This window comes from Megalodesulfovibrio gigas DSM 1382 = ATCC 19364 (assembly GCF_000468495.1).
GTDB classification, from domain to species: domain Bacteria; phylum Desulfobacterota; class Desulfovibrionia; order Desulfovibrionales; family Desulfovibrionaceae; genus Megalodesulfovibrio; species Megalodesulfovibrio gigas.
Genome location: NC_022444.1, coordinates 187276 through 212174, shown reverse-complemented (window position 1 = coordinate 212174; position 24899 = coordinate 187276). Strand labels below are relative to the sequence as shown.

Below are 24899 nucleotides of genomic sequence, written 5' to 3'. Positions count from 1 at the left end.
CGTTACCAGGAGAGCGCCACCGGGTTTTCCAGGCAGAGCTTGCCGCCCTGGCCGGGCGGGGGGATGGGATAGTCCCCGGTGAAGCAGGCCAGGCAGTAATCGCTGGGATGCGAGACGGCGGAGAGCAGCCCTTCGATGGTGATGTAGTGCAGCGAATCCAGCCCGATGAAGCGGGCGATCTCGTCGATGGCGTTGTAGGCGGCGATGAGTTCTCCCTTGGAGGAGAAATCGATGCCGTAGAAGCAGGGGAAGCGGATGGGCGGGCAGGTGACGCGCATGTGGATCTCCCGCGCCCCGAGTTCCCGGAGTTTCTTGACGCGGGTGCGGATGGTGGTGCCGCGGACGATGGAATCGTCCACAATCAGCAGCCGCTTGCCCTTGATCATGGATTTCACGGGGTTGATCTTCACCCGCACGCTGAAGTCCCGCATGTCCTGAGAGGGCTGGATGAACGTGCGGCCCACGTAGTGGTTGCGGATCATGGCCGTTTCGAAGGGCAGGCCCGAGGCCTGGGAGTAGCCCACGGCGGAGTAGATGCCGGAATCCGGGAAGGGCATGACGAAATCGGCATCCACCGGCGCTTCCTGGGCCAGGCGCATGCCCATGGCCTTGCGGCAGTTGTACACGGTTTCGTCGAAGACGATGGAATCCGGCCGGGCAAAATAGATGAGTTCAAAGATGCACTGGCGGCGGGGGTGCGGTTCGCAAATCTGGTAGCTGCGCACGCACTTGTCTTCGATGACCAGCATTTCGCCGGGCTCGATGGGTCGCATGAACTCGGCTTCCAACAGGTCGAAGGCGCAGGTCTCCGAGGCCAGGACGTAGGAATCGCCCACGCGGCCCAGGGCCAGGGGCCTGAAGCCGTTGGGGTCCTTGATGGCGAAGAGCTTGTTGTTGGCCAGGATGAGCAGGGAGTACGCGCCCTTGACCCGGCCGCATGCGGCGATGATGGCTTCTTCCAGCGTCATCTTGCCCAGGTTCTTGGCGATGAGATGGATGAAGATTTCCGAATCGATGGTGGTCTGGAAGATGGACCCCTCGGACTCCAGCTCCTGGCGCAGTTCCAGGGTGTTCACCAGGTTGCCGTTGTGCCCCAGGGCGATGGACAATCCGCCGATACGCGCCAGGAACGGCTGCGCATTGCGGATGAGGGATGCGCCGGTGGTGGAGTACCGGATGTGCCCGATGGCGACCCGGCCCTTGAGTTCCTTGCCCAGGTGGCGCTCGTTGAACACCTCCGGCACCAGGCCCATGCCGCGCTGCTCGCGGATGGCGGTGCCGTCCCAGGTGGCGATGCCCGCACTCTCCTGGCCGCGATGCTGTTGTGCATACAAGCCGAAGTACGCCATGCGCGCGGCCTCGGCATGATTGTATATCCCGAACAGGCCACAGTATTCTTTCTTCATGGACAGGTCCTTCCGGGGGGCTCTGCCCCCCAGACCCCCTGGCAGGGGGGATGATCCCCCCTGCACCCCGCACTGTTTCGGGCCGCGGCAACGCATTGTGCACAATGCGCTGCCGCGGCCCGAACGATGGTGGGGGTCCGGGGGAAGTGAGTTCCCCCGGCGGGGGTGCGGGGGCAGCGCCCCCGCGTGCTGTGGGCGCGTTGCGCGCAGCGCGACACGCCCGGGCTCGGCTCACGCCAGGTCATAATACTCTTGCAGGCTCTTCACGCCCAGGGTCGCACCGGAGCGTTCCTTCATGGCCAGGGCCACGGCCTTGGCGCCGGCCAGGGTGGTGGTGTACGGCACGCCGTAGAGCAGCGTTGTCTGGCGCAGGATTTTGGAATCGTGGATGGACTTCTTGCCGGACACGGTGTTGATGGCCAGGGCGATTTCCCGGTTCTTGATCTGGTCCGTGATGTTGGGCCGGCCTTCGTACACCTTGAGTACCGATTCGCAGGGCACGCCGTGGGCCTTGAGGTGTTCGGCGGTGCCGCGGGTGGCCAGGATGGTGCAGCCCAGATCCTTGAGGATGCGCGCAGGCTCCACAATGCCGGGTTTGTCCTTGTCCGAGACGGAGATGAACACCTTGCCCTGGCTGGGCAGGCGGTTGGAGGCGGCGAGCTGGCTCTTCATGTAGGCCAGGCCGAAGGTGGAGTCGATGCCCATCACCTCGCCGGTGGAGCGCATTTCCGGTCCGAGCAGCACATCCACGCCGGGGAAGCGGTGGAACGGCAGCACGGATTCCTTCACGGCCACGTGGCCGCCCTTGCGCATGCTCCAGGGATCCAGCTCCTTCAGCGTCTTGCCCATCATGACCATGGTGGCCAGGCGCGGCAGGGGCACGCCCGTGGCCTTGGAGACGAAGGGCGCGGTGCGCGAGGCGCGGGGGTTCACTTCCAGGATGAAGAGCACGCCGTCCTTCAGGGCGAACTGGATGTTCATCAGGCCGATGACATTCAGCTCCCTGGCCAGGGCGATGGTCTGGCGCTCAATTTCTTCAATGATGTCGCTGCCAACAGTGTGCGGGGGCAGGACGCAGGCCGAGTCGCCGGAGTGGATGCCGGCTTCCTCGATGTGCTCCATGATGCCGGCCACGTAGGTGTCTGTGCCGTCGGAGAGGGCGTCCACATCAAATTCGATGGCGTTTTCCAGGAACTTGTCCACCAGGATGGGATTTTCCTTCACCCGGCCGCCGGAGACGCCCAGGGCCTCGCGGAAGTAGGTATCCAGGTCTTCATCCGAATAGACGATTTCCATGGCCCGGCCGCCCAGCACGTACGAGGGGCGGACGACCACGGGATAGGTGATGTCCCGGGCAATGCGTTTGGCTTCCTCGGCGGAGAAGGCAATGCCGTTGGGCGGCTGGGTGAGGCCCAGCTTGACGAGCATGTGCTGGAAGCGTTCGCGGTCCTCGGCGCGGTCGATGGAGTCCGGGTCTGTGCCCAGGATGGGCGCACCGGCGCGCTTGAGGGGCACGGCCAGGTTGAGCGGCGTTTGCCCGCCGAACTGGACGATGACGCCTTCGGGCTTCTCCACATCGATGATGTTGAGGGCGTCTTCCAGGGTCAGGGGCTCGAAGTACAGCCGGGTGGAGGTGTCGTAGTCCGTGGAGACGGTTTCGGGGTTGGAGTTGACCATGATGGCGTCCAGGCCCATTTCCTTCAGGGCGAAGGCGGCGTGGCAGCAGCAATAGTCGAACTCGATGCCCTGGCCGATGCGGTTGGGGCCCCCGCCCAGGATGACGACCTTGCGGTTGGTCCCGGTGTTCAGCTCCTGGCCGGTCTCGTAGGTGGAATAGTAGTAGGGGGTGTAGGCCTCGAACTCCGCGGCGCAGGTATCCACCAGATAATAGGTGGGCAGCACGCCGGCTTCTTTGCGCAACTGGCGGATATCCAGGGGATCGCGCTTCCAGATGGTGGCCAGCTGGCGGTCGGAGTAGCCGTGTTCCTTGGCCTTGCGCAACAGGGCGATGCAGGCCGGGTCTGCGGCATGGATGCGGCCGCCCAGGGCAAAGGCCTTGAGTTCCTCTTCCACCTTGAGGAGGTCCTGGAACTGGCGCAGGAACCAGGGGTCCACCTTGGTGGCGTCGTGGATTTCCTCCACGCTGAGGCCGGCCTTGAGGGCGAGGCGCAGCTGGAGCAGGCGGCGGGAATTGGGGGTGCGGATCTTCGCCAGGATGTCTTCCTTGTCCACCGCGCAGCCGCAGAATTCCTTGCCCAGGCCGGGCACGCCGATTTCCAGGGACCTGAGGCCCTTCTGCAGCGCCTCCTTGAAGGTGCGGCCGATGCTCATGGCCTCGCCCACGCTCTTCATGGAGGTGGTCAGCGAGTCCTGGGAGCCCGGGAATTTTTCGAAGGTGAACCGCGGAATCTTCACCACGCAATAATCGATGGACGGCTCGAAGGACGCCATGGTCTCGCGGGTGATGTCGTTGGGCAGCTCGTCCAGGGTGTAGCCCACGGCCAGCTTGGCGGCAATCTTGGCGATGGGGAAGCCCGTGGCCTTGGATGCCAGGGCCGAGGAGCGGGAGACGCGGGGGTTCATCTCAATGATGACCATGTCCCCGTTGGCGGGATTGATGGCGAACTGCACGTTGGAGCCGCCGGTTTCCACGCCGATTTCACCCATGATGGCGATGGCGGCATCGCGCATCTTCTGGTATTCGCGGTCGGTCAGGGTCTGGGCCGGGGCCACGGTGACGGAATCGCCCGTGTGCACGCCCATGGGGTCCAGGTTTTCGATGGAGCAGATGATGACGCAGTTGTTGTTCTTGTCGCGCATCACCTCCAGCTCGAATTCCTTCCAGCCCAGGACGCTTTCCTCCAGCATGATTTCGCTTTTGAGGGAGGCGGCCAGGCCGTGGCGGCAGATGGCTTCCAGGTCTTCCATGTTGTAGGCAATGCCCCCGCCGGTGCCGCCCATGGTGAAGGCCGGGCGCACGATGATGGGGAAGGGCATTTCCGAGCCCAGCCGGCGCACGTCGTCCATGCTGCGGGCAATGCCGGAAACCGGCACTTTGAGGCCGATGTTGGCCATGGCCTGACGGAAGAGGTCGCGGCTTTCGGCCTTTTCGATGGCCTCGCGGGTGGCGCCGATGAGCTCCACGCCGTACTGTTCCAGCACGCCCATTTCCGCCACGGCCAGGGCGGTGTTCAGGCCGGTCTGGCCGCCCAGGGTGGGCAGCAGGGCGTCCGGACGCTCCTTGGCGATGATGGCGGCCACGGTTTCCGGATCGATGGGCTCCACATACGTGCGGTGGGCGAGCCCGGGATCGGTCATGATGGTGGCGGGGTTGGAATTCACCAGGACCACCTCGTAGCCTTCTTCGCGCAAGGCTTTGCAGGCCTGGGTGCCTGAGTAGTCGAACTCGCAAGCCTGACCGATGACGATGGGCCCCGAGCCGATGAGCATGATTTTCTTGATGTCTGTGCGTTTGGGCATGGGCGGATGGCGTGGGTTGAACGACAAAAAGGGAAAGTAGCCCCGACCACATAGCAGCGCAGGCCCGGTTGCGCAACTGCCTTGCAACATCCTGGAGAATATGTAAAAAATGGGGGCGATTCACAGACCCCCAGCCCCGGAGTGCGCCGTGTTGTTTCCCGCAGTCTTTTATTCGTTGGCCCCCGCGCTTGCCGCGGTGGTGGGCCTGTGTGTAGGCAGTTTTTACAATGTGTGCATTGCCAGATACTTGAGCGGGGAGTCCATCGTCTTCCCCGGCTCCAAGTGTCCTGTTTGCGGGCACAGGCTGCGCTGGTGGGAAAACATCCCGCTGCTCTCCTTCGTGCTGTTGCGCGGCCGCTGCCGCGGCTGCCAGGGAAACATCCACTGGCGCTACCCGGTGGTGGAGGCCCTCAACGGGCTGTGGGCCTTTTTGCTCATCCATAAATTTCCGCTGCTCCCTGGCGCGGAAATGGAGTGGCTGGCCCTGTGGTCCGGTTACATGCTCATCGGCGGCATCCTGATCATCGTCAGCTTCATTGATCTGGAATTGTACATCCTGCCGGATGTGTACGTGTATCCCGGCATCCTGCTCACCCTGGCCTTCGCCTTTTTTGTGGTGGAGCCGTTCCACGGCGCGCCGACCTTCAAGGAAGCGCTGTATGGCGCAGGCATCGGGGCCGGGGTGTTCCTGGCGCTGCAGCGGCTGTACCGCCTGCTCAAGGGGCACGAGGGACTGGGCACGGGCGACATCAAGCTCATGCTCATCCTGGGGGCGCTGGTGGGCTGGCAGGGCCTGCCGATGATGATCCTGGTGTCGGCCTTCAGCGCCCTGCTGGTCAGTGCGGTGTACATGCGCCGCCAGCAGCAAGGCATGCAGACCATGGTGCCCTTCGGCCCATTCCTGAGCCTGGGCGCCATGGTCTACGTGGTGGCCGGGGATTTGTATTGGGAACTGGTGCGGTGAGGGGGGTTAGAACGGTAACTCTTCAAAGCCGGAGGGGTCTTTTGTTTTGACAAATAGGTTTTCATTTTCAGTTATCCAGGCCCATCCTTTTTCCGTCACAGATACCGCTGCGTATTCTGATTGATACTCATGGTCAAAGATGGCTTCCGAGCGTATTAGCTGCATAGACAGTAATTTTCGATAGGCAATGGCAAAGCCAATCTCAGTAAGTCCGGCCCTTTCAGCCTTACTACTTAGGCTGTAATATGAGTCTTTACTGTTTAGTGCAGCTGAGCTGGCGCCAATAATAGCTATTACTTTAATTTCTTCATACGACAGGCCGTGAATCGGGGCCGTTTGCTGTGTGGCTTGCACCTGTCGCATTTGCATTTCAATGGTCGTTTCCGCCTTGAGTTTTGCGGTGATCTTTTGTTGCAATTCCAAGAAATCGCTTGAACTTTCGGTGGCGTAGAGGAGGATTGAGCGATGCTGAATGTCAAAAGGATATTTCCCGTTTTCCCGTTTCTCAGATATAAGTACAACGGGGATGGAGCTGGCATGAGCGTATCCAAGCTCATACCAAACGTTTGGGTTGTTGGTAGAAATATCAGCTAGGCAGATAATAGAATTTTTTATTCCATGCTCGATGGATTCTATCGGAATTGTGACGCTCTGGTCTTGGTCTACGCGATATGGCGTTAGATCGGCTGCTTCTATGGCAACTTTGAATACGTCGTCGAAACGCTTGTTGAATTTATAGTCAAATGGTTGGATGACAAAGCATTGTGGCATGATTTTCCCCCTTTGCGATCGATCTATGAGGCATATTTTGTCAAAGACGTTTAATGTTTGCATAAAATTTATATCGTGTAAAGTATTGGCGTGCCTGCGTATTGTTCCGGTGTCTTTGCTGCCCAACCGAAGATCCGCGCAACAACCCGCACCCCTTGCACGCGAGGTGGGGGCGCACCTTTCCTTCACAAACTTCCCTCGACAGACTTGCACATGAACGAGAATTCATGTAGACGATCTCTAAAAAATATGTAGAATAATCGCCCCTCGCGATCCACCCACCCATCTCCACGTCGTTCCGGAGCCACGTATGAAGCGTTGCCTTGTGTTGATGCTCCTGGCCCTGCTGCTTGACGGGATCCTGCATCCCGTATGGGGGGAGGAGCTTTCGGACCCTGTGGCCCGGTTCACCTTTGACGGCCCGGCCATGGCGCAGGGGCTGCAACGGCCCAAACCCGTCTTGCTGCAGCGGGCGGTGCTGGGCACGGACCGCTGCGGCCGCATGGACAGCGCCCTGCAGCTGTATCCTGTGGACCATGCTCTGGCCCAGGTGGATGGCTTTCGCATGGGCGATGCCGTGCTGGAGACCTTTGCGGTGGCGGCCTGGATCCATCCGCGCCAGCTGCGGGGGTATCGCGCCATTGTGGAAAAATTTGCGGCAGACAACAACCAGCGCGGCTTCCGTCTGGCTGTCAAGGACGGCAAGCTGCGGTTCTGGTGGTCGTCCACGGGCATGGTGGAGGACCCGGCCGAGTACGATTCCGTGGAAAGCGATGGCATCCTGACGCCAGGGGCCTGGACGCATGTCGCCGTGAGCTTCAGCCACGGGTCGGTTCGCTTTTTCATCAACGGCGAGCCGGATGTCCGCTCCAGCAGCAATGTGCGGTCCATCGCGCCGGGGGTCGCGCCCCTGGGCATCGGCGGCAATCCCGCCACCACGGGCTTTTTGTTCGACGGGCTCATTGACGAGGTGACGCTCTGGGATCGGCCCCTGGGCAAGGACGAGGTCGCTGCCTTGTACGCAGCAGGAGGGTGCGAGTAGATGCGCTTCATGACGCGGACACGGCTGCGGTGGCTGACCAAACGGCGATCTCTCCGAATGGTCCACGGGGGCCATGGAGGCAATGAAGGGCACGGCGGCCACGAGGGGCAGGGACGGGAACCGGAAGGCGCGCGCGCAGGGCAGTGCAGCATTGTCGTCAAGGCGCCGGCATGGTTGTGCCCGAACCAGCCCGGCATGGGCAGGCCCATGCCGCCGGTGCGAAAGCAGCGGTCCATTGCCGGCGTCCGGGTGCGCCGGTTCGTCAAGTAGCGGCTGCGTCCGCCATTTGAACCAGGCCTGAAACAGGCCGTGCCGACAGGCGCGGCTGCGTGTGCTAGAGCACGTTGTTTTTGAAAAGAGCTCTCGGGGGAAAACCTTTCTCAAGAAAGGNGGGAGAGCGCGAGAAGGGAGAGTCTTTTGCAAAAAGGTTTCCTCCCTCGCAATGTCCTTTTTCAAAAGTAGAATGCTCTATTTGTACAACTGAATCACCTTGCTGCCGGGATCGGTTCGCGGCGCGCGCTCCAGGAAGGTGCGGCAGGGCCGGTGCGGCAGGGCGAATTGCGAATTGCACGCCGGGCAAACCAGCAGATCCGGCGTTTCCTGCAGGCGGTGCAACTGGCCGTCCCGGTCGAAGCAGGTCTGACAGAAGGGACCCTGGCGCACGGTGCCGGTCTTGAGCCAGTAGCTCATGCCGTCGAACTCCACATTTCTGGCCAGGTACAGGATGTCTTCAAACTCCCGAAGCTGTACCTTGAGCTGCTCGTTCTCGTCGGCCATTTCAATGAACCGGCTTTGCAGCTCGGCCAGCAGCGATCTGGCTTCCTCAAATCGGTTTTCTACAAACAAGTCGTACACTTGCTTGAACAGGTAGTAGTCCAGCATGGTCCGCGCTCCTTGCCGGTAAGACAGCCGGGGCATGCAGGCCGGGGCAGGGCATTGCATGCCAGTTCCTGTGCTGCTTATCGGGCAAGGGCGCGAAAATCTTTAGCTGTCAGGCGGACAATCCCCCTCCCGCGCCGGGTGCGCCCGGTTTGCCTTTCTCCATCCACAAGAAGAACATGAGCAGTGCCGGCACCATGAACACGGTGAATACCGTGGCGCAGGCCAGCCCGCCCAGCACCACCGCACCCAGGCCGCGATACAGCTCCGAGCCGGGGCCGGGCATGACGGCCAGGGGCAGCATGCCGAACACGGAGGTGGCGGCGGTCATGTAAATGGGGCGCAGGCGGGTGCGCACGCTTTCCAGCACGGCGTCGCGCGGGGGCATGCCTGCTTCGCGCATGAAGTTCAGGGACTGGTGCACCACCAGGATGGCGTTGTTGACCACCACCCCCACGAGGATGACGAAGCCCAGCATGGTGACGATATCCAGGGGCTGCGGCGCCAGGAAGTTCACCAGCCTGAGCCCCAGGAATCCGCCGCCCGTGGCCAAGGGCACGGTGAGCATGATGACGAAGGGATAGATGAAGTTGTCGAACAGCGCAGCCATGAGCAGGTACGTGATGATGAGCGCCAGCAGGAAGTTCCACTGCATGGAGGCGCCGGCTTCGGCCAGCTTGTCCGCCGCGCCGCTCAGGCGGTGCGTCACGCCCTTGAGCAGGCCTTTTTCCTTCAGGCCGGGGATGATGCCCTGCTGGATGGTTTCCATGGCCTGCTGCAGGGGCACCTCTGGCGGCGGGGTCACCTGCAGGCTCATGGTTCGCTGACGCTCCAGGTGGCGGATCTGGTTGATGCCCGAACTTTCCACCATGGTGGCCAGGGAAGAGACCGGCACCACCTGGCCTTGCCGGGTGGCCAGCAGGCTGGTGTAGAGCGCCTCGGGGGTGTCTACGTCTTGCTGTGAGGCCTTGAGGGTGAGATCGATCTTTTTTTCCCCTTCCCGCTTGAATTCCCCCACCTTGCGGCCGTCCATAAGCACGTCGACGGCGTGGCCGAGTTCCGTGGCCGTGAGGCCGGCGGCGCGCAGGCGGTCGCGCAGGGGTTCCAGGGAGACTTCCGGGTACAGCAGTTCCAGGGAGGGCTGCGGCCGCACCTGGGATCCGGGAATGGCCTGCATGATGGCGCCATAGCCCGCGCCGGCGGCCATCACCAGGGCGTCCAGGTTGTTGCCGGAGAAGTCCACGTCAATGGTACGGCCCGTGCCGATGCGGCTTTCGAAGATGCCTGCCTGCAGGCTCACGCCGTACATGCCGGGGATGGAGCGGATGACGCCGTTCAGGAACGGGATGAGGGCCGGGGCGTTGGTCTCCTGGGTGGAGATGACGCCGAAGAGGCTGATTTGCGGCGCCCCCACATAAAAAAGAGTCGCCACGCCCGGCAGGCCTTCGTAGGAGTCCTTTTTGAACCGTGGGTTGATCTTGGTCCAGATCTGATGGCCGATGTCCATGCGCTCGGACACGGACAGCCCCGGCGGCGGGATGAGCAGGTTGATGAGCAGGTTGCGGTTGCCCTGGGGCAGGTATTCCAGCTTGGGGAAGTACACCACCGTGATGGCGATGGACGTGCCGGCCAGCAGGGCGATGGTGACCAGCCGGGTGAACCAGTTGGCGATGGACAGCCCCACCACGGCCATGAAGATATTGGTGATGCCTTCTCCAAGGCGGCTGATGACTCCCGACGAGATCGACGGCCCACGGGTGCCGACCAGGGCGAACAGCCGCGAGGAAAACATGGGGATGACCGTCAAGGACACGATGATGGACAGGGACACCGAGGCCACGATGGCGATGGTGATGTCCTTGAACAACTGCCCGGCCTCGTTTTCCATGAAGATCACAGGCAGGAACACCGCCACGGTGGTCAGGGTGGAGGCCAGCACCGCGCCCCACACCTCGGAGGCGCCGTCGTAGGCGGCCTGGAATGCCGGTTTGCCCATGGCCCGGTGGCGCACGATGTTTTCCAGCACCACGATGGCGTTGTCCACCAGCATGCCGGAGGCGAAGGAAATCCCGGCCAGGCTCACCACGTTCAGCGTGCGGCCCAGCAACTGCATGACAAGGAACGTGCCGATGACGGACACGGGAATGGCCAGCCCCACCACCACCGTGGCGCTTATGGAACGCAGGAACACCAGCAGCACCAGCACGGCCAGTACGCTGCCGATGAGGATGTTCTGCTTCACCAGATCAATGGCCCCGCGGATGTAGGGCCGTTGGTCGTAGCTCCAATCCCAGAACAGGCCGCGTTCCTTGAGCGGCCCTTCGTTCAATTCCTTGACCACAACCTCCATGGCGTCGGTAACGGCCAGGACGTTGGCTGCCGGCTCGGGCTTGATGCCGCAGACGATGCCGTTGGTGCCGTCGTGCAGCATGGCCACGGTGGGCTTCTCGTAGCCGATGCGCACCTCGGCCACGTCCGCAATGGAGATGCGGCGCTGGCCGGTGGAGGTGATGACGACGCCCTCAATCTCCTTGGGGGACTGGTACTGCGCCGTGGTGCGGATGCGGAAATCCCGGCGGCCCACTTCCAGATTGCCGGCAGAGACGTTGATGTTCTCCACCCTCAGGACGTTGATGATGTCCTCAATGGTCAGTTGATGCGCCGCCAGCCGCACCGGGTCCACCACCACATGCATTTCCCGCTCAGTGCCGCCAAAAACGAAGAGGTCGGCCACGCCGGGCACGCGTTCCAGGTACTGCCGCACTTCCTCTTCAAAGTAGGTGCGGTAGGTATCTATGTGGGTGGTGTTTTCGGGCAGGGTCTTGAGCACCATCCAGATGATGGGCGAGGTGGCCGCGCCCGTGGCGCTGATGACCGGCCGGTCCACATTGTCCGGATACTGCGGCACTTCGTTGAGCTTGTTGGAGACGCGGAGCAGGGCGCTATCAATGTCCGTGCCCAGGCGGAACCGGAGGGTGATTTCGCCCTGGCCGTTGAAGGAATCGCTCTCCATGGTCATCAGGCCGGGGATGCCCTTGAGGACTTTTTCCTGCTCTTCGATGATTTCGCGTTCCACCTCGTACGGCGTGGCGCCGGTCCAGGTGGTGGTGACGGTAATTTCCGGCTCAATGACCGTGGGCGAAAGCTGGATGGGCATCTTGCCCAAGGCGATAACGCCGAACAGCACCGCGAGGATGACGCCGACGAAGACGGACACGGGCCGCTGGATGGAAGTACGGATGAGTTCCATGCGACGTCCTTATTGCGGGGCGGATGCGGGCACAATGTCCAGGGGCTGGCCGGGGCGCAGGCGTTCGTTGCCTTTGATCACCACGTCCACGCCGTCATGTAGCACGCCGCCGTTTTCCAGGGCGCGCACGGCGGCCTGTCTGCCTTTGTAGGCCAGCACGTCCACGGGCACGGGGGCGGCGGCGCCCTGGGCGTTCACCCATAGCACATGCCGGCCCTGGGTGAGTATCACGGCGTCCCGCGGTACGAGCACGGCGTCCACCTGGTCGCCGGAGGGCACGTCCACCAGGGCCTCCATGCCTTGCACCAGGGGCATGGGCGGGCCGCCCACATCCGCAACATGCAGCTTGAGGGGGAAGGTGCGGGTGGCCACGTTGCCGGCAGGGATGATGGCTATGACCGTTCCGGCGCGTTCGCGGCCGCCCGCGGTCATGCGCAATTCGCCGCCCATGGGCACAAAGGCCAGCATCCGGGCAGGCAGTTCCACCAGCACTTCCACATAGTCGTCACGGGCGATGGTGGCGATGGCTGTGCCCGGGGAGAGCCATTCTCCCCGGCCCGCATGACGCTCCAGGACCACGCCGTCAAACGGGGCCGTGGGCTGGGCTTTCTGCAGTTTGATTTGCAGCAGATCCGCAGAGGCTTCCAGCGATTCGGCCTCGCGCTCCAGCCGTTGCACCAGGAACCGGGCCTGGTCGTATTCCTGCATGGCCACGGTGCGGGTCTTGATGAGCTGCTCCATGCGGCCGAGTTCAATGCGGGCGATTTCCAGCTGACTGAGCAGGCGTTGGTGGCTGGCGCGGGAGCTTTCCAGTTCCTTGGCGGCGATGTCTGTGGAAAGGGCCACCAGCCGCTGCCCCTGTTTGACGCGGGAGCCGGTTTCGATGTCCAGCGTTTCCACACGCCCGCTCACCTCGGCGGCCACCTTGGCCACTTCCGGGAAATAGACTGTGCCGATAAAGGTTTGGGTGGGGTTGATCCGGCCAGCCACAGCCTTTTCCGTCACCACCTTGGCCGGCGGCGCACCGGGGGGCTGGGCCAAGGCCCACGCTGCAGTCAGGGCGAGGCATGCCAGGCATGCACAATGTAGGAACACGAAATATGGGATGCGAGGGATGCGGAACAGGTTGGGGCAACGCATGATAAAGGCCACCTTGGCGTAACTGGAATGCGGTACAATGCATGAAGCCTGCAACAGGCTGTGCCTCGCGTGAGAAAAGCAGATTCCAAGCGTCATGAATAGTTCGATAGAGGAAGTAGTGAAGTTTGACAAGGCGCAATTGCGCGGCGAAAATGTTTCAAACGCGGGAAACCTTGGACAAGATCGGTCGGCCCACGTATATCGGGCTGGGCTGCGGCGCATGCCTGGCGGCTGTTGCCGCTTTCGCCGCTTGCGAAGACGCCTTGATTTCCGGGAGATTCGGCTGCTGCGCGAGGTTCCCGCTTGCTGGAGCTGGCAAAATCGCGTATCCGAGCGTAGGAAATGAAGACGCCCCACCTTTGACGCGTCCCATCCGGGGAAGTTCTTGAGGAAGTTTTCATGGTCAGTCCAATGATGTTTCGTCGCGTTTGCGGTGCCTGTTGTTCTGGTGTGGTTTGCCTGATGTGCATTGGGGCGTGCGTGCTGCTGGGCGCGACGCCGGGCAGTGCGCAGCAGAATGCGTTGGGCATGCCCAACGATCTCAGCACCCCGTTGCAATCGTCCATGACACCGCCCGCCATCGTCATGCCGTCGGACGAGGCGCTGGGGATTGCCCCGGACGATCCCAACGCCACCTCCGTGCAGGTCACGGTCATGCCGGAGGACAACGCCACGCCTTCCGGCGCCGCCTACGATCTGCCCAAAACCGTGATCACCGCCCTGGAGCGCAATCCCAGGCTGCAGGCGGCCAAGGCATACCTGAGCGCCGCCAAACAAGGCCGCTACAGCAAGACCTCTGCCTTCATGCCCAAGCTTTCCGGCAGCTACACGTACTCCTACACCGATTGGCCCAGGGTGAAGGGCGAGGCGCCCACCCAGTCCAATACGGAGTACACCTTGGCGTTTAGCGTCAAGCAGAACCTGTTCACGGGCTGGAAGGTGCTCAATGAGTACCGCAAGGCCAAGCTGCAGGTGGAGCAGGCGGAAACAAACTACATCAACGAAGAGCTCTCCCTGCTGCTCACGGTGCAGGAAAACTTCCTGAACCTGCTGGGCGCACAGGAGAACGTGCGCAGCGCCAAGGACTCCGTGGCCCGGCTGCGCTCCCAGCTGCAGGTGACCCAGGCTTTTTATGACGTGGGCCTCAAGCCCCGGCTGGACGTGCTGCAGGCCGAGGTGGACCTCGGCAGCGCTGAGGACACGCTGCTCCAGGCCCAGAATACCGTGGACACCCAGCGCGCCCGGTTGGCCACCCTCATGGATCTGGAGCTGAACGATCCCCTGGTGTACACCGGCGAACTGCGCTACCTGCCCTTCAATCTTTCCCTGGAAGCCTGCCTGACGGAAGCCTACCGCAACCGACCGGACTTGCAGATCTATCAGCGGGCCATCGAGATCGGTCGCAAGGATTCCCACATTGCCGGTTCGGTGATGCTGCCCCAGGTGGCGGCCACCCTCGACTGGTATCAGAGCGGGTCCCATCCCGACATGCGCGGCGACACCCTGCAGGCGTCTCTCAACAAATATGACACCTATGTGTTCACCATCGGCGTGAACTGGGAAATTTTTGATTTCGGCGAAAACTACTTCAACTGGCGGCAGGCGCAGGAACTCGTCAAGCAGTTCGAGGCGGATTACGCCAACCAGTTCCTGGAAGCCACCTTTGACGTCAAGTCCCGGCATCTCTCCATTGCGGAGACGGCCAAGCGCATCAAGGTGGCCCGGCAGTCCCTGGCGGCAGCCAAGGAAAGCTACCGCATGGCCGTGGCCCGCTATCAGGCGCAGGTGGGCACCAGCACGGAAGTGCTGGACGCGCAGTCCCGTCTGTCCAATGCCGAGGCCCAGGCCACCCAGGCTGTGGTGGATAATCAGGTGGCCGTGGCCAACCTGTACGTGAGCATGGGCCGCAAGAACATCACCCTGGATGTGAGCGATCTGCCGGGGGCACCGGTTCCCATGCCCAAAACCACCGTCTCCACACCGGTTTCTGGCAAGCAGCCCGCCAAAAAGCCAGCCAAGCCTGCCTCCTGATCTGCCCAGGGGGCACTGCAATCGTCATGAAAAAGGCGGCGTCTTGCGGGACGCCGCCTTTTTTTGCAGATACACGCCGCGCGTGCATTCGTATTGGAGAATAGAGCACGTTGTTTTTGANGGTTTCCCCTCTCGCAACGTCCTTTTTCAAGAGTAAAATGCTCTAAAATGCTCTCGTGCGGTGTCGGGGGCTGTTACGGCATCGTGAAACCGGCAAAAGCGGCGCGCAGGCTGTGGTCTTTGGCCATGGCCTGGAGCAGGATGCTGCCGGCCAGCTCGGAGACGGGGCCGTCGTTGATATCGAAGAATTCCCGCAGGCTTTTCGCCTCGCAAAAGGCGATGACCGTGGAGGTCGTGCGGTCGCCTTCCTCCACCACATGGTAGGTGGAGGCCAGCAGGTATGCCCCCACGCTGGTCTTGTACAGGGCGATTTCCCACCAGTTGCGGTCGGCCTCGGCCGGGGACGCATGTTCCCAGGCCCCGCCCAGCAGGCAGCCACTGAAAAACAAATCCGGCTTTCCGTGGCGCGGCAGGCGATGGTACTGGCAGGGGGGTGCCTCGGGCGACGTGTTTTGCGCGGTGTGCTGCACGGGAGAGGCGCCGCTTGCGGCGGCGGTTCTACGTCTGGAAGCTGTTGTGGTCATAAGCCGCCTCTCCCGCGGACAACACCGTGCGCCTTGTGGAGCAAGGCGTATTTGATCACGTCATAATATTGCGCATTACTGCAATCTTGTCACACTGGGAAGCCGTTTGTCCAGTTTATTGCCACACATTAATGCACCGGTGCTGCCGAGGCCGCCGGGGCGGGTGGCGCCACCCCGGGCGGAGACGGCGCCACCGGTACGCTGGCCCGCCACGATGCCGGCGGGAATGGGAGCAGGGAATGGAAGCTGGGTACGGCTTGCGGGCGTTGCAGTGTCCTGCATTATTTGTAGTACACTTTGATTTCGTTGGTGGAGAGCACGGGGTGGCAGGGGTCCAGATCGCACACCAATGGCTGCCCCGGCGTTGGCTGGCCGGACGTGATGATGACGCTGTCGCCGGTCTTGATGAACGGGGCAGATTTGATGAACTGCTCGGCCCGGTCCATGTGGCGGGCAATGGCGGGGTCCACCTTGCGGGGCCTGAGGCCAAAGAAGAAGTTCAGAGTGCGCAGCACGCTTTCGGTGGGCGAAAGGGCATAAACCGGCTTGGCAGGACGCCGGCTGGAGATGAGCCGGGCCGTAGCGCCCGATGCCGAGTGGCAGACCAGGCAGTTGCTGTTCAGGGTGTCCGCCAGGAGGCAGGCGGAATAGGCAATGTATTTTGCCGGGTTGGATTCTTTTTTCGGCGCGTAGGGGCCCTGGATGCGTTCCAGGAAATAGGCCTCCGCATGCTCAGCCACGCCATTGATGAACTTCACGGCCTCCACGGGATAGTCGCCGATGGCGGTTTCCTCGGAGAGCATCACGCAGTCTGCGCCGTCCATGATGGCGTTGGCCACGTCCGTGGCTTCGGCGCGGGTGGGGCCGGGGTTTTTGACCATGGAGAGCAGCATCTGCGTGGCCACGATGCTGGCTTTCTGGGCGTGGCGGGCGGCACGGATGATTTTTTTCTGGATGATAGGCAGTTCGGCCAGGGGGCATTCCAGGCCCAGGTCGCCGCGGGCCACCATCACGGCGTCGCTGCGTTCAAGGATGGCGTCCAGATCGTCCAGGGCGTTCTTGCGTTCCAGTTTGGAAATGATGGGCAGCCGCTTGCCGTATTTCTGCATCTCGTCAATCAGATCGTCCACATCGCGGCCGTTTTGCACAAAGGAGAGGGCAAAGGCATCCAGGCCGATGCCGATGCCTTCGCGCACGTCCTTGCGGTCTTTTTCCGTGAGGGCCGGCATGGGGTGGAACTTGCCGGGGAAGGCGATGCCCTTGTTGGAGGTGAGCATGCCGCGGTTCAAGGCCCGCATTTCGAACAGCTGATCCACCTTGCGGACTTTGGTGACGGTGAAGTTGAGCATGCCGTCGGAGAGGGACACAGGCATGCCGACTTCCAGTCCCTGGAGCAGCTCGGGCATGTCCAGGCTGATGAACACATGCTCGCCGGCCTGTTCCCGGAAGGGCGGCAGGCCAAGGACCACGGTTTCGCCCTGGTTCATCTGCAGGGGGGAGCCTGTGACCTCGCCGATGCGGATTTTCGGGCCGCACAAATCGCCCATGGCGGTGAGGGGAATGCCGAGATCTTCTTCCAACTGCCGGATGATCTTCACTGCCGGCACAAAGGCCTCGGCACCGGCGTGGGAGAAGTTCAGCCGAAAGATGCGGACGCCGTGTTCCACCATGTCGCGCATTTTTTCATAGTCGGTGGATTTGGGACCCAGGGTGGCGACAATGCGGGTGTGCATGGGCAAATTGGACATGAGTCTCCCTCGCTGTGTGGGTGCGAGTCCGCAGGGGGACGGCACTGGCTGGTCGTACCATGCGGACAGGGTGGAATTGAGCCAATTGCGTCACAGGGGCATGACATTCGGATGATCGTGGCACAGATTCATCAGAAAGACCATGCCCATGACCATGGGCAGCATGCGGACGCGTGTGAACGGCGTGCGGCAGGGGATGTCAATCGGCGGCAGCCAGGGCAAGGGGCGTCACCACGGGGTGTTCCTGGTCCAGGCCGGCCAGGAAGGCGCGCATCTCGTCGTCGGGCATGGGGCGGGCGTAGAAATAGCCCTGGGCGTATTCGCAGTTGAGTTCCTGCAGGGTGCGGCGCTGGCTGGCGTCTTCCACACCTTCGGCCACCACTTCCATGCCCAGGGTGTGGGCCAGGTTGATGATGGCCCGCACAATCTCCATGTTTTCCTGGGAGACGTGCATGAGCCGGATGAAGCTCAGGTCTATCTTGAGGTTGTCCAGGGGGAAGCGCTGCAGGTAGCTCATGGAGGAGTAGCCGGTGCCGAAGTCGTCTATGGAAAGGGCGATGCCCATTTCCTTGATGCGGCTGAGCTTTTCCGCGGAGGATTCGGCGTCTTCCATGATGGCGGTTTCGGTGATCTCCAGCTTGAGCCGTTCGGGGGGCATGCCTGTTTTTTCCAGCACGGTGCGGATGGAATCCAGGAAGCCGAACTGCGAGAATTGCCGGCCGGAAATGTTCACGCTCATGAGGGTGTTGCGCACCGCCGGCCACTGTTCGGCCCAGGCCACCCAGGCCGCGCAGGCCTTGTGCAGCACCATGGAGCCGAGGTCGATGATGGCTCCGGTCTCCTCGGCCAGGGCGATGAACGCCCCGGGCGGCATGAGGCCGCGGGTGGGGTGCCGCCAGCGCACCAGGGCTTCAAAGCCCACCAGCTCGCTGGTGTGCAGGTGGACGAAGGGCTGAAACACGAGAAAAAATTCGTCTCCCTGCACGCCGCGGCGCATCTCCTGCTCCATGGTCATGAGCATCACGGCCTGGTCCAGCATCTTGTTGGTGAAGACCTTGAAGCAGTCGCGCCCTTGCTCCTTGGCGGCGTGCAGGGCGATGTTGGCGTTGCGCAGGAGCATTTCGGCAGGCAGGTTGTCCATGGGCGAGAGCACCACACCCATGGAGGCGGTGATGCGCAGTTCCGAGTCGTTCACCACCAGAGGTTCGCTGATGAGTTGGCGGATGCGTTTGACGATCTGCACGGCTCCGCGGGGGGAGACCAGCTCCTCCAGCAGGATGGCGTATTCGTCCCCGCCAAAGCGCGACACCGTGTCCAGGGTGCGGATGCTGTCCAGGATGCGACGGGTGACTTCCACCAGCACCTTGTCGCCGGCGGTGTGGCCCAGGGAGTCGTTGATGGTCTTGAAACGGTCCAGATCCAGAAAGCACAGGGCGAAGAAGTAGTCGCTGCGGCGGGAGGCGCGCAGCCGGGCGTGCTCCAGGCGGTCCAGAAAAAGGGCGCGGTTCGGCAGGCCGGTGAGCTGGTCGTGCAGGGTCTGGCGGCGCAGCTCCAGTTCCATCTGCTTGCGGGCGGTGATGTCCTGGGCGGACGTGCGCAGGCCAAGCAGGCTGCCGTCCCGGGCATGCACGGGGCAGTTGGTTTGCGAAATCCATACCTGCCGGCCATTCTTGCGCCGCAGGCGATAGTCCAGGTGCAGGATGTCCCCCCGGGTGGCGGAAGTGGCGGAGGCATGCATGAAATCCTTCCAGGCCTGCAAGTCCTCTTCCTCCACAATACCTTGAATAAAAAGGGGATCATCAAGAAACTGCTGTGCCTCGTACCCGGTGATTCGTTCGCAGGAAGGGCTGACGTGGGCATAGGCGCCGTGGGGCAGAATCCAGCATTCCCAGCTGCAGGCGTGGTCCGCAATGACGTGCAGCCGGGCGGCGGTGTCGTCCAGGGTCCGGCGCAGGACGGTGCGTTCCGTGAGATCCTGCAGGGAGACGAGCCAGCCCGGCTGGCCGTGCCAGGTCAGCTGGCTGCGGTGGGCCTCCACCTCCAGGGGAGGCAGCCCCGGCCGGGAAAGGACGAGCGCCACGGGGGCGTCGGTTTCCGGCAGGGCGAAGGATCGCGACTGGAGGGCTTTCGCCGATTCGCCAAGCAGGGCCAGGGCGGCAGGGTTGGCCTGCTGGATGCGGCCGGCGGCATTGAGGAGCAGCAGGGGCTGGGGCAGTTCCTGAAACAGGGCTTCAACGGCCAGAGGGGACGCCGGGGCGTCGTTGCGCTCTGTCTGTTGCGTGGCGGGCGGTTCCAGCGTGGTTCCGGGCGTGGTCCCGGGCATGGTCCCGGACGGGTGCGCTGGCGGGAGGTCTTCGTCACTTGTTGGAAGGGGCGCGAGGGGAGCAGGGGCCGCAGAGTCCGCAGGGGACGGGCGGCCGCGGATCAGTCGCCATCCCCCCAGAGCCAGAGTGGCGCCGAGCAGCACAAGGAGCAGGTCGGACAAGAGTGGCGGCATACACCCGTTTCCGTGGAGCAGAGGATCCCAAAAGCGCAGAATGCCTCTTTTTTGCGCAGGCGGCAAGCGTTGTTCGCGCTCCTGATCAGTTGGCAGCCGGCGCGGCCGGTTCGGCCAGCTCCTTGGTCATCACCTTGGCGATAAAGGCTTCCATCAGCGCATAGCCCTGCAGATTCGTGTGGCAGCAGGTATCGGTATAAATGGTTTCCTCCACCTCGTCGAATACCCGGGTCATGTCGAAGATGCGCAAGCCGGCGGCGCGCAAGGCATCGATTTCAGCAAAGAACATCGCATAGCCGCGGGGGATGCTGCGCACCATGATGGATTGTTGGTCCAGGGCGGCAGCGCGTTCCTCTTCGGTCAGGACCCGGTCTGTTTTGAAATACTGGTTGGGCTGGATGAACTCGAACACCTCCACGCCGGCCAGCCGGGCGGCCTGGAGCATGGCCAGACTGCAGAACCGCCAGGTCTGAACGCTGCGTTCCAGGGCGTCGTCGTCATCCATCGCGGTGTCCCCTGGCACATAGGACACCAGCCCGGTGGCGTTGTCCTGGGGGCGGGGCTGCTTGCTCAGGAGCCAGTAGCGGGCGCGGGCGCGCTTGGCCAGCATGGCATACAGCAGGTGCCCGGAGGCCAGGGTGCTTTGCTCGGCGGTGGCCTGCCAGCGGGCGGCCTGGTTTTTGACCTCCACCTGTCGGCAGGCGGTTGCGTCCACGGCCTCACTGGTGGTGCACTGGCGCACCAGGTCGCTGAACACGGGCGACATGGGCATGGAACTGTCCATGCCGTGCAAGAAATTTACGGTGTTGAAGCCGATCTCGTTCACCCCATCCACCAGAATGATGGCGTCAAGCTTCATGCCGTTGGCCAGGTAGTAGTTGAGGACATTCAACTGCTGCGGCTGTTTGTAGCCGGAATGGGCAAAGTTGACGATGCGTACGCGCCTGCCGGCATAGCGGGGCAGGGCCTGCAGGGCATCGCGCAGGACATTGGTCTGCGTCTGGGTGACATATAGCCCCTGCGCCACGGACCCACCGAAAATGCCGATCAGGGCTTCCTGGTCGTTGGCTGTTGCGTTGGCCGTGCCGGGCACGGGCGGGAAATCTGCCAGCCAGGAGTAATAGCCGAAGTAGGGATGCAGTTTGGTGTCCTGGATGGTCCATTGCTGGCTGCCGGCGATCTGATGCGGCGGCGTGGCGTAATGGAAGCGCCCCTGCGTGGCGGCGATGAACACGAGACTCCCGGCTTCAATGCACAGGGCAGTGATGGCAACGAGGATACAGCAGTGCAGCAATGTTTTGCGCAAGGTGCTCATCAGGATCGGTCCTTTGCACGGGAGGTGTGGTGCAACGCATGACACGGCACCGGGAGCTGAGTCGGGACATGAGATGCCAAGAGTATATTGGGGTAATCAATACACAGCGGCTCAGGATCGTGTCAACCGGACCACGCGCCGCGACTGTGCGCCGGCAAAGAGCCAAGTTGACGCAATTGGACAAATGTTGCAAACAGAAGACATAATGACTGTTCCGCACGTATCTGTTTATTCAAATTTGTAAAGAGTGAGGGCGCGCGTGGACTTTCAACAGTACAACACCGACGGCTATTACGACGAGCTGTTCGCCGCTGACGGCACGCCCAGGCCCGGCGCCCGACGGCTGGCCGAGTTCCTGGAGCGGCTGCCCCCTGGCGAACTGCGGCGGCGGCAGGCGGCAGCCGAGCAGGCTTTGTACGATCTGGGCATCACCTTCACCGTGTATGGCCATTCTGACGGGTCTGAAAAAATTTTCCCCTTCGACGTCATTCCCCGTGTGGTCTCGGCTGCGGACTGGGACATGCTGGAGCGTGGCCTGGCCCAGCGCATCGCCGCCCTGAATCTTTTTTTGCAAGACATCTACAACGAGCAGAAGATTCTCAAGGATGGCGTGGTGCCGCGGGATCTGGTGGAGTCTGCCACGGATTATCATCAGGCCTGCCGGGGCTTCACGCCGCCCAAGGGCATCTGGTGCCACATTACCGGGACCGACCTCGTCCGCGGCGGCGACGGCCAGTATTACGTGCTGGAGGACAACCTGCGCTGTCCGTCCGGCGTGTCCTACGTGCTGGCCAACCGGCACCTGATGAAGCGGACCTTCCCGGAGATCTTCCCGGCCCTTAAGGTGCGGCCGGTGGACGCCTATCCCGTGCAGCTGCTGGATATGCTCCACCACATCGCCCCGGCCGGAGTGGATGAACCCCTGGGCGCGCTGCTGACGCCCGGCGCGTTCAATTCCGCCTATTTCGAGCATTCCTTCCTGGCCCAGCAAACCGGCCTGGAGCTTGCCGAGGGCCGCGACATGGTGGTGCGTGACGGCTACGTGCACCTGCGCACCACGCGCGGGCTCAAGCGGGTGCATGTGATTTACCGGCGCATCAACGATGATTTTCTGGATCCCAAGGCCTTCCGCCCGGAATCGCTGCTGGGCGTGCCGGGCATCATGGAGGCTTACCGCGCCGGCCGCGTGAGCTTGGCCAACGCCCCGGGCACGGGCGTGGCGGATGACAAGGTCATCTATGCCTTTGCGCCAAAGATCATCAAATACTACCTGGGGGAGGATGCCATCGTCCCCAATGTGGAGACCTTCCTGTGCTGGCAGCAGGTGCACCGACAGCATGTGCTGGCCAACCTGGAGACCATGGTGGTCAAGGCGGCCAACGAGTCCGGCGGCTACGGCATGCTGGTGGGACCGGCCTCCACCAAGGCCGAGCGCGAGGAGTTCGCCCGCCGCATCCAGGCAAACCCCCGCAATTACATCGCCCAGCCCACCATCCAGCTGTCGCGGGTGCCGGTCATCGACGGGGATTGCTTCGAGGGGCGGCATGTGGATCTGCGGCCGTACATCATTTACGGTGATCGCATCAACGTCCTGCCCGGGGGGCTCACCCGTGTGGCCCTGCGCAAGGGGTCGCTGGTGGTGAATTCCTCCCAGGGCGGGGGCAGCAAAGACACCTGGGTCTTGTCCGAAGACCCTGCGGAGGCGTAGCCAGCCATGCTCAGCCGAGTCGCCGAGTCCATCTACTGGATGAGTCGCAACCTGGAGCGCGCCGAGCACATCGCGCGGTTCATCGAGGTCAACTGGCATCTTTCCCTGGATCTGCCCGTGGCGGACATGCACTCCGAGCAGGCCGAGAACGATTGCGCCGGGGGCCGCGGCAGCCAGTGGCGGCCGCTGGTGATGATTACCGGAGATCAGGAGCGGTTCGACGAACACTATCCCTGCTCCAGCCGCGAGCATGTGATCCAGTTTCTGGCGTTTGACGAGGAATATCCCAACTCCATCCGCAACTGCCTGCGCTATGCCCGGGAAAACGCCCGCACCGTGCGCGACGCCTTGCCGCCGGAGATGTGGGAGCAGCTGAACACCATCTACCATCAGGTGGAGGACGTGGCCCGGACGCCCGAGACCGTGTTTAGCAATCCATACTACTTTTGCGAAACGCTGAAGATGAAGTGTCTGCTCCTGAGCGGGCTGGCCGAATCCGGCATGCGTCGCGGCGAGGGCTGGCATTTCTTCAACCTGGGCCGCATGCTGGAACGGGCGGACAAGACCTCGCGCATCCTGGATGTCAAATACTTCATCCTCCTGCCGGATCTGGCGTACGTGGGCAGCGCCCTGGACGACATCCAGTGGGGGGCGCTCTTGCGCTCGGCGTCGGCCTTCGAGGAATACCGGCATCATTACGGCCGCATCCGGCCGCGGTGGGTGGCGGAATTCCTGCTGCTGGACCGCTGCTTCCCGCGTTCGGCCCTGTACTGCCTGCGGGAGGCCTTGCGCTCCCTGCAACTGGTGAGCGGCGCGGCCGAGCCCTGCGCCCCGGAGGCCGGCCGCATGACCGAGCCGGAACGCATCCTGGGCCGGCTGGTGGCGGATTTGACCTATACCACCATGGAGGGGCTGTTCAAAAAGGGCCTGCATCAGTCCATCGACGACCTGCAGACCGAGGTGAACCGCGTGCACGGCTCGCTGACCCGGCGCTTTTTCGCCATCCCCAGCGAAGAAGACGATGACGCCGTGAAGCCGGACGAGGATGAGGCCGAATCCGGGGTCGGGGTCACCACGCAGACCCAGACCCAGAGCGGGGCCTGAGGCGTGCGCCTGGCCATTGAACACCGCACCGTGTACCGCTTTTCCGGGCCGGTGTTCCTGGAACCGCACACCGTGCGGCTGACGCCGCGGGGAGACCCGGCCCAGCGGCTGGAGGCCTTCTCCCTGGGTGTCCTGCCAGCGGCCCAGGCCATGTCGCATCATCTGGATGCCCTGGGCAATGCCGTGCACCGGTGCTGGTTTCTGGACATGACGGCGATGCTGGAGATTCACACCACCTGCGTGGTGGAGACCCTGCGGGCCAACCCCTTCGATTTCCTGCCAGAGTCGCCAGACCAGCCAGGCCAGCCGGCTGACTCCTCCGCTACGCAGGCCCTGGCCCCGGCCCTGGTGCGGGCGTTCCGGGAGCCGGAGGATGTGGCGGCGGTCTCCATGCTGGCGAGGGAGGCGGGAGGGCAGGCCGCCCAAGACGCCCTAGGGTTCTGTACCCGATTGTGCGGGCTGCTTCACCAGCGCATCGAAACCGTGACCCGCCGGGAGTCGGGCGTGCTGGGGCCGGCGGCGGTGCTCGCCGCGGGAGGCGCCGCCTGCCGAGACATGGCCCTGGTGTTCATGGACTGCTGCCGGACGCAAGGGCTGCCGGCGCGGTTCGTTTCCGGCTATCAGCACCCGGCCATCGACACAGACGCCGATGGCGCCGACAGCGAGCGCGACCTGCATGCCTGGGCCGAGGTCTACGTCCCCGGCGGCGGCTGGCGGGGGTTCGATCCCACGCACGGACTGCTGGTGGCGGATCGCCATGTGGCCGTGGCGGCGGCTCCCTGCTGGGAAGACACCATGCCCGTCACGGGCAGCTTCCGTGGCACTGGAGCCGCGGCGGTGCTGGAGCATGCGGTGGAGATTCGCGAGCTGGAGCCTGCCGCAGGCACCGAGCCCGGGGGGACACTTTTTACACGATAAAA

General features: G+C 62.9%; 17 protein-coding genes. 7 read left to right on the top strand and 10 right to left on the bottom strand.

The features are described from left to right. Positions 1-2: 2 nt before the first annotated feature. Positions 3-1406: an amidophosphoribosyltransferase gene (gene purF / locus DGI_RS00895; protein ID WP_021758717.1), complete on the bottom strand. Its 1404-nt coding sequence runs from the start codon at positions 1404-1406 to the stop codon at positions 3-5. A 231-nt stretch (positions 1407-1637) separates the two neighbouring features. Continuing rightward, positions 1638-4886 (bottom strand): carbamoyl-phosphate synthase large subunit, encoded by a 3249-nt coding sequence (gene carB, locus DGI_RS00890; protein WP_021758716.1) that lies wholly within the window; start codon positions 4884-4886, stop codon positions 1638-1640. Between the two features lie 148 nt (positions 4887-5034). Between carB and DGI_RS00885 the strand changes: the two genes are divergently transcribed. Continuing rightward, the gene (locus tag DGI_RS00885; RefSeq protein ID WP_027193355.1) at positions 5035-5850 is read left to right on the top strand and encodes a prepilin peptidase; all 816 of its coding nucleotides are present in this window, start codon (positions 5035-5037) and stop codon (positions 5848-5850) included. Between the two features lie 6 nt (positions 5851-5856). On the opposite strand, the gene DGI_RS00880 is transcribed toward DGI_RS00885, so the two are convergent. Further along, the gene (locus DGI_RS00880; protein ID WP_021758714.1) at positions 5857-6621 is read right to left on the bottom strand and encodes a hypothetical protein; all 765 of its coding nucleotides are present in this window, start codon (positions 6619-6621) and stop codon (positions 5857-5859) included. Positions 6622-6931: 310 nt separating this feature from the next. Between DGI_RS00880 and DGI_RS00875 the strand changes: the two genes are divergently transcribed. Beyond that, entirely contained in the window at positions 6932-7663 is a 732-nt protein-coding gene (locus DGI_RS00875; RefSeq protein ID WP_021758713.1) for a LamG domain-containing protein, read from the top strand. A gap of 57 nt (positions 7664-7720) precedes the next feature. Next, the gene (locus DGI_RS00870) at positions 7721-7933 is read left to right on the top strand and encodes a hypothetical protein (RefSeq protein ID WP_144284074.1); all 213 of its coding nucleotides are present in this window, start codon (positions 7721-7723) and stop codon (positions 7931-7933) included. 198 nt (positions 7934-8131) lie between these two features. Here DGI_RS00870 and DGI_RS00865 read toward each other — a convergent pair whose 3' ends face one another. From DGI_RS00865 to DGI_RS00855, 3 genes are read right to left on the bottom strand one after another with little or no spacing between them, the layout of a single operon-like run. Next, positions 8132-8605: a hypothetical protein gene (locus DGI_RS00865; protein WP_144284073.1), complete on the bottom strand. Its 474-nt coding sequence runs from the start codon at positions 8603-8605 to the stop codon at positions 8132-8134. 49 nt (positions 8606-8654) lie between these two features. Next, positions 8655-11792, bottom strand: coding sequence for an efflux RND transporter permease subunit (locus tag DGI_RS00860; RefSeq protein ID WP_021758711.1), 3138 nt, complete (start codon positions 11790-11792; stop codon positions 8655-8657). Positions 11793-11801: 9 nt separating this feature from the next. Beyond that, entirely contained in the window at positions 11802-12833 is a 1032-nt protein-coding gene (locus tag DGI_RS00855) for an efflux RND transporter periplasmic adaptor subunit (protein ID WP_051286672.1), read from the bottom strand. Positions 12834-13460: 627 nt separating this feature from the next. On the opposite strand from DGI_RS00855, the gene DGI_RS00850 reads away from it, so the two are divergent. Next, complete coding sequence (locus tag DGI_RS00850; protein ID WP_158407268.1) at positions 13461-14963, top strand: TolC family protein; 1503 nt, start codon at positions 13461-13463, stop codon at positions 14961-14963. 194 nt (positions 14964-15157) lie between these two features. Here DGI_RS00850 and DGI_RS00845 read toward each other — a convergent pair whose 3' ends face one another. The 4 genes from DGI_RS00845 to DGI_RS00830 all read right to left on the bottom strand — a co-directional run bounded on the left by DGI_RS00845 (position 15158) and on the right by DGI_RS00830 (position 21167). Beyond that, positions 15158-15553, bottom strand: coding sequence for a hypothetical protein (locus DGI_RS00845; protein WP_021758708.1), 396 nt, complete (start codon positions 15551-15553; stop codon positions 15158-15160). 335 nt (positions 15554-15888) lie between these two features. Beyond that, a complete protein-coding gene (gene pyk / locus DGI_RS00840) occupies positions 15889-17340 on the bottom strand; it encodes a pyruvate kinase (protein WP_021758706.1) in 1452 nt (483 codons plus the stop codon). A 214-nt stretch (positions 17341-17554) separates the two neighbouring features. Then, complete coding sequence (locus DGI_RS00835; protein ID WP_051286307.1) at positions 17555-19678, bottom strand: putative bifunctional diguanylate cyclase/phosphodiesterase; 2124 nt, start codon at positions 19676-19678, stop codon at positions 17555-17557. Between the two features lie 259 nt (positions 19679-19937). Beyond that, positions 19938-21167: an SGNH/GDSL hydrolase family protein gene (locus tag DGI_RS00830; RefSeq protein ID WP_027192896.1), complete on the bottom strand. Its 1230-nt coding sequence runs from the start codon at positions 21165-21167 to the stop codon at positions 19938-19940. A gap of 259 nt (positions 21168-21426) precedes the next feature. Here DGI_RS00830 and DGI_RS00825 point away from each other — a divergent pair, with 259 nt between their 5' ends. The 3 genes from DGI_RS00825 to DGI_RS00815 are packed head-to-tail and all read left to right on the top strand — an operon-like array spanning position 21427 to position 24897. Further along, on the top strand, positions 21427-22875 hold the full coding sequence (locus DGI_RS00825) for a circularly permuted type 2 ATP-grasp protein (protein ID WP_021758703.1): 1449 nt from the start codon (positions 21427-21429) through the stop codon (positions 22873-22875). A gap of 6 nt (positions 22876-22881) precedes the next feature. Further along, a complete protein-coding gene (locus DGI_RS00820) occupies positions 22882-23979 on the top strand; it encodes an alpha-E domain-containing protein (protein WP_021758702.1) in 1098 nt (365 codons plus the stop codon). A 3-nt stretch (positions 23980-23982) separates the two neighbouring features. Continuing rightward, entirely contained in the window at positions 23983-24897 is a 915-nt protein-coding gene (locus tag DGI_RS00815) for a transglutaminase family protein (RefSeq protein ID WP_021758701.1), read from the top strand. Positions 24898-24899: the final 2 nt, after the last annotated feature.

Excerpts from the sequence above, each read along its gene's own strand:
- purF (WP_021758717.1), bottom strand. The coding sequence starts at position 1,406 with ATGAAGAAAGAATACTGTGGCCTGTTCGGGATATACAATCATGCCGAG.
- carB (WP_021758716.1), bottom strand. The coding sequence starts at position 4,886 with ATGCCCAAACGCACAGACATCAAGAAAATCATGCTCATCGGCTCGGGG.
- DGI_RS00880 (WP_021758714.1), bottom strand. The coding sequence starts at position 6,621 with ATGCCACAATGCTTTGTCATCCAACCATTTGACTATAAATTCAACAAG.
- DGI_RS00875 (WP_021758713.1), top strand. The coding sequence starts at position 6,932 with ATGAAGCGTTGCCTTGTGTTGATGCTCCTGGCCCTGCTGCTTGACGGG.
- DGI_RS00870 (WP_144284074.1), top strand. The coding sequence starts at position 7,721 with ATGGTCCACGGGGGCCATGGAGGCAATGAAGGGCACGGCGGCCACGAG.
- DGI_RS00865 (WP_144284073.1), bottom strand. The coding sequence starts at position 8,605 with ATGCAATGCCCTGCCCCGGCCTGCATGCCCCGGCTGTCTTACCGGCAA.
- DGI_RS00860 (WP_021758711.1), bottom strand. The coding sequence starts at position 11,792 with ATGGAACTCATCCGTACTTCCATCCAGCGGCCCGTGTCCGTCTTCGTC.
- DGI_RS00850 (WP_158407268.1), top strand. The coding sequence starts at position 13,461 with ATGCCCAACGATCTCAGCACCCCGTTGCAATCGTCCATGACACCGCCC.
- pyk (WP_021758706.1), bottom strand. The coding sequence starts at position 17,340 with ATGCACACCCGCATTGTCGCCACCCTGGGTCCCAAATCCACCGACTAT.
- DGI_RS00835 (WP_051286307.1), bottom strand. The coding sequence starts at position 19,678 with ATGCCCGGGACCACGCCCGGAACCACGCTGGAACCGCCCGCCACGCAA.
- DGI_RS00830 (WP_027192896.1), bottom strand. The coding sequence starts at position 21,167 with ATGAGCACCTTGCGCAAAACATTGCTGCACTGCTGTATCCTCGTTGCC.
- DGI_RS00820 (WP_021758702.1), top strand. The coding sequence starts at position 22,882 with ATGCTCAGCCGAGTCGCCGAGTCCATCTACTGGATGAGTCGCAACCTG.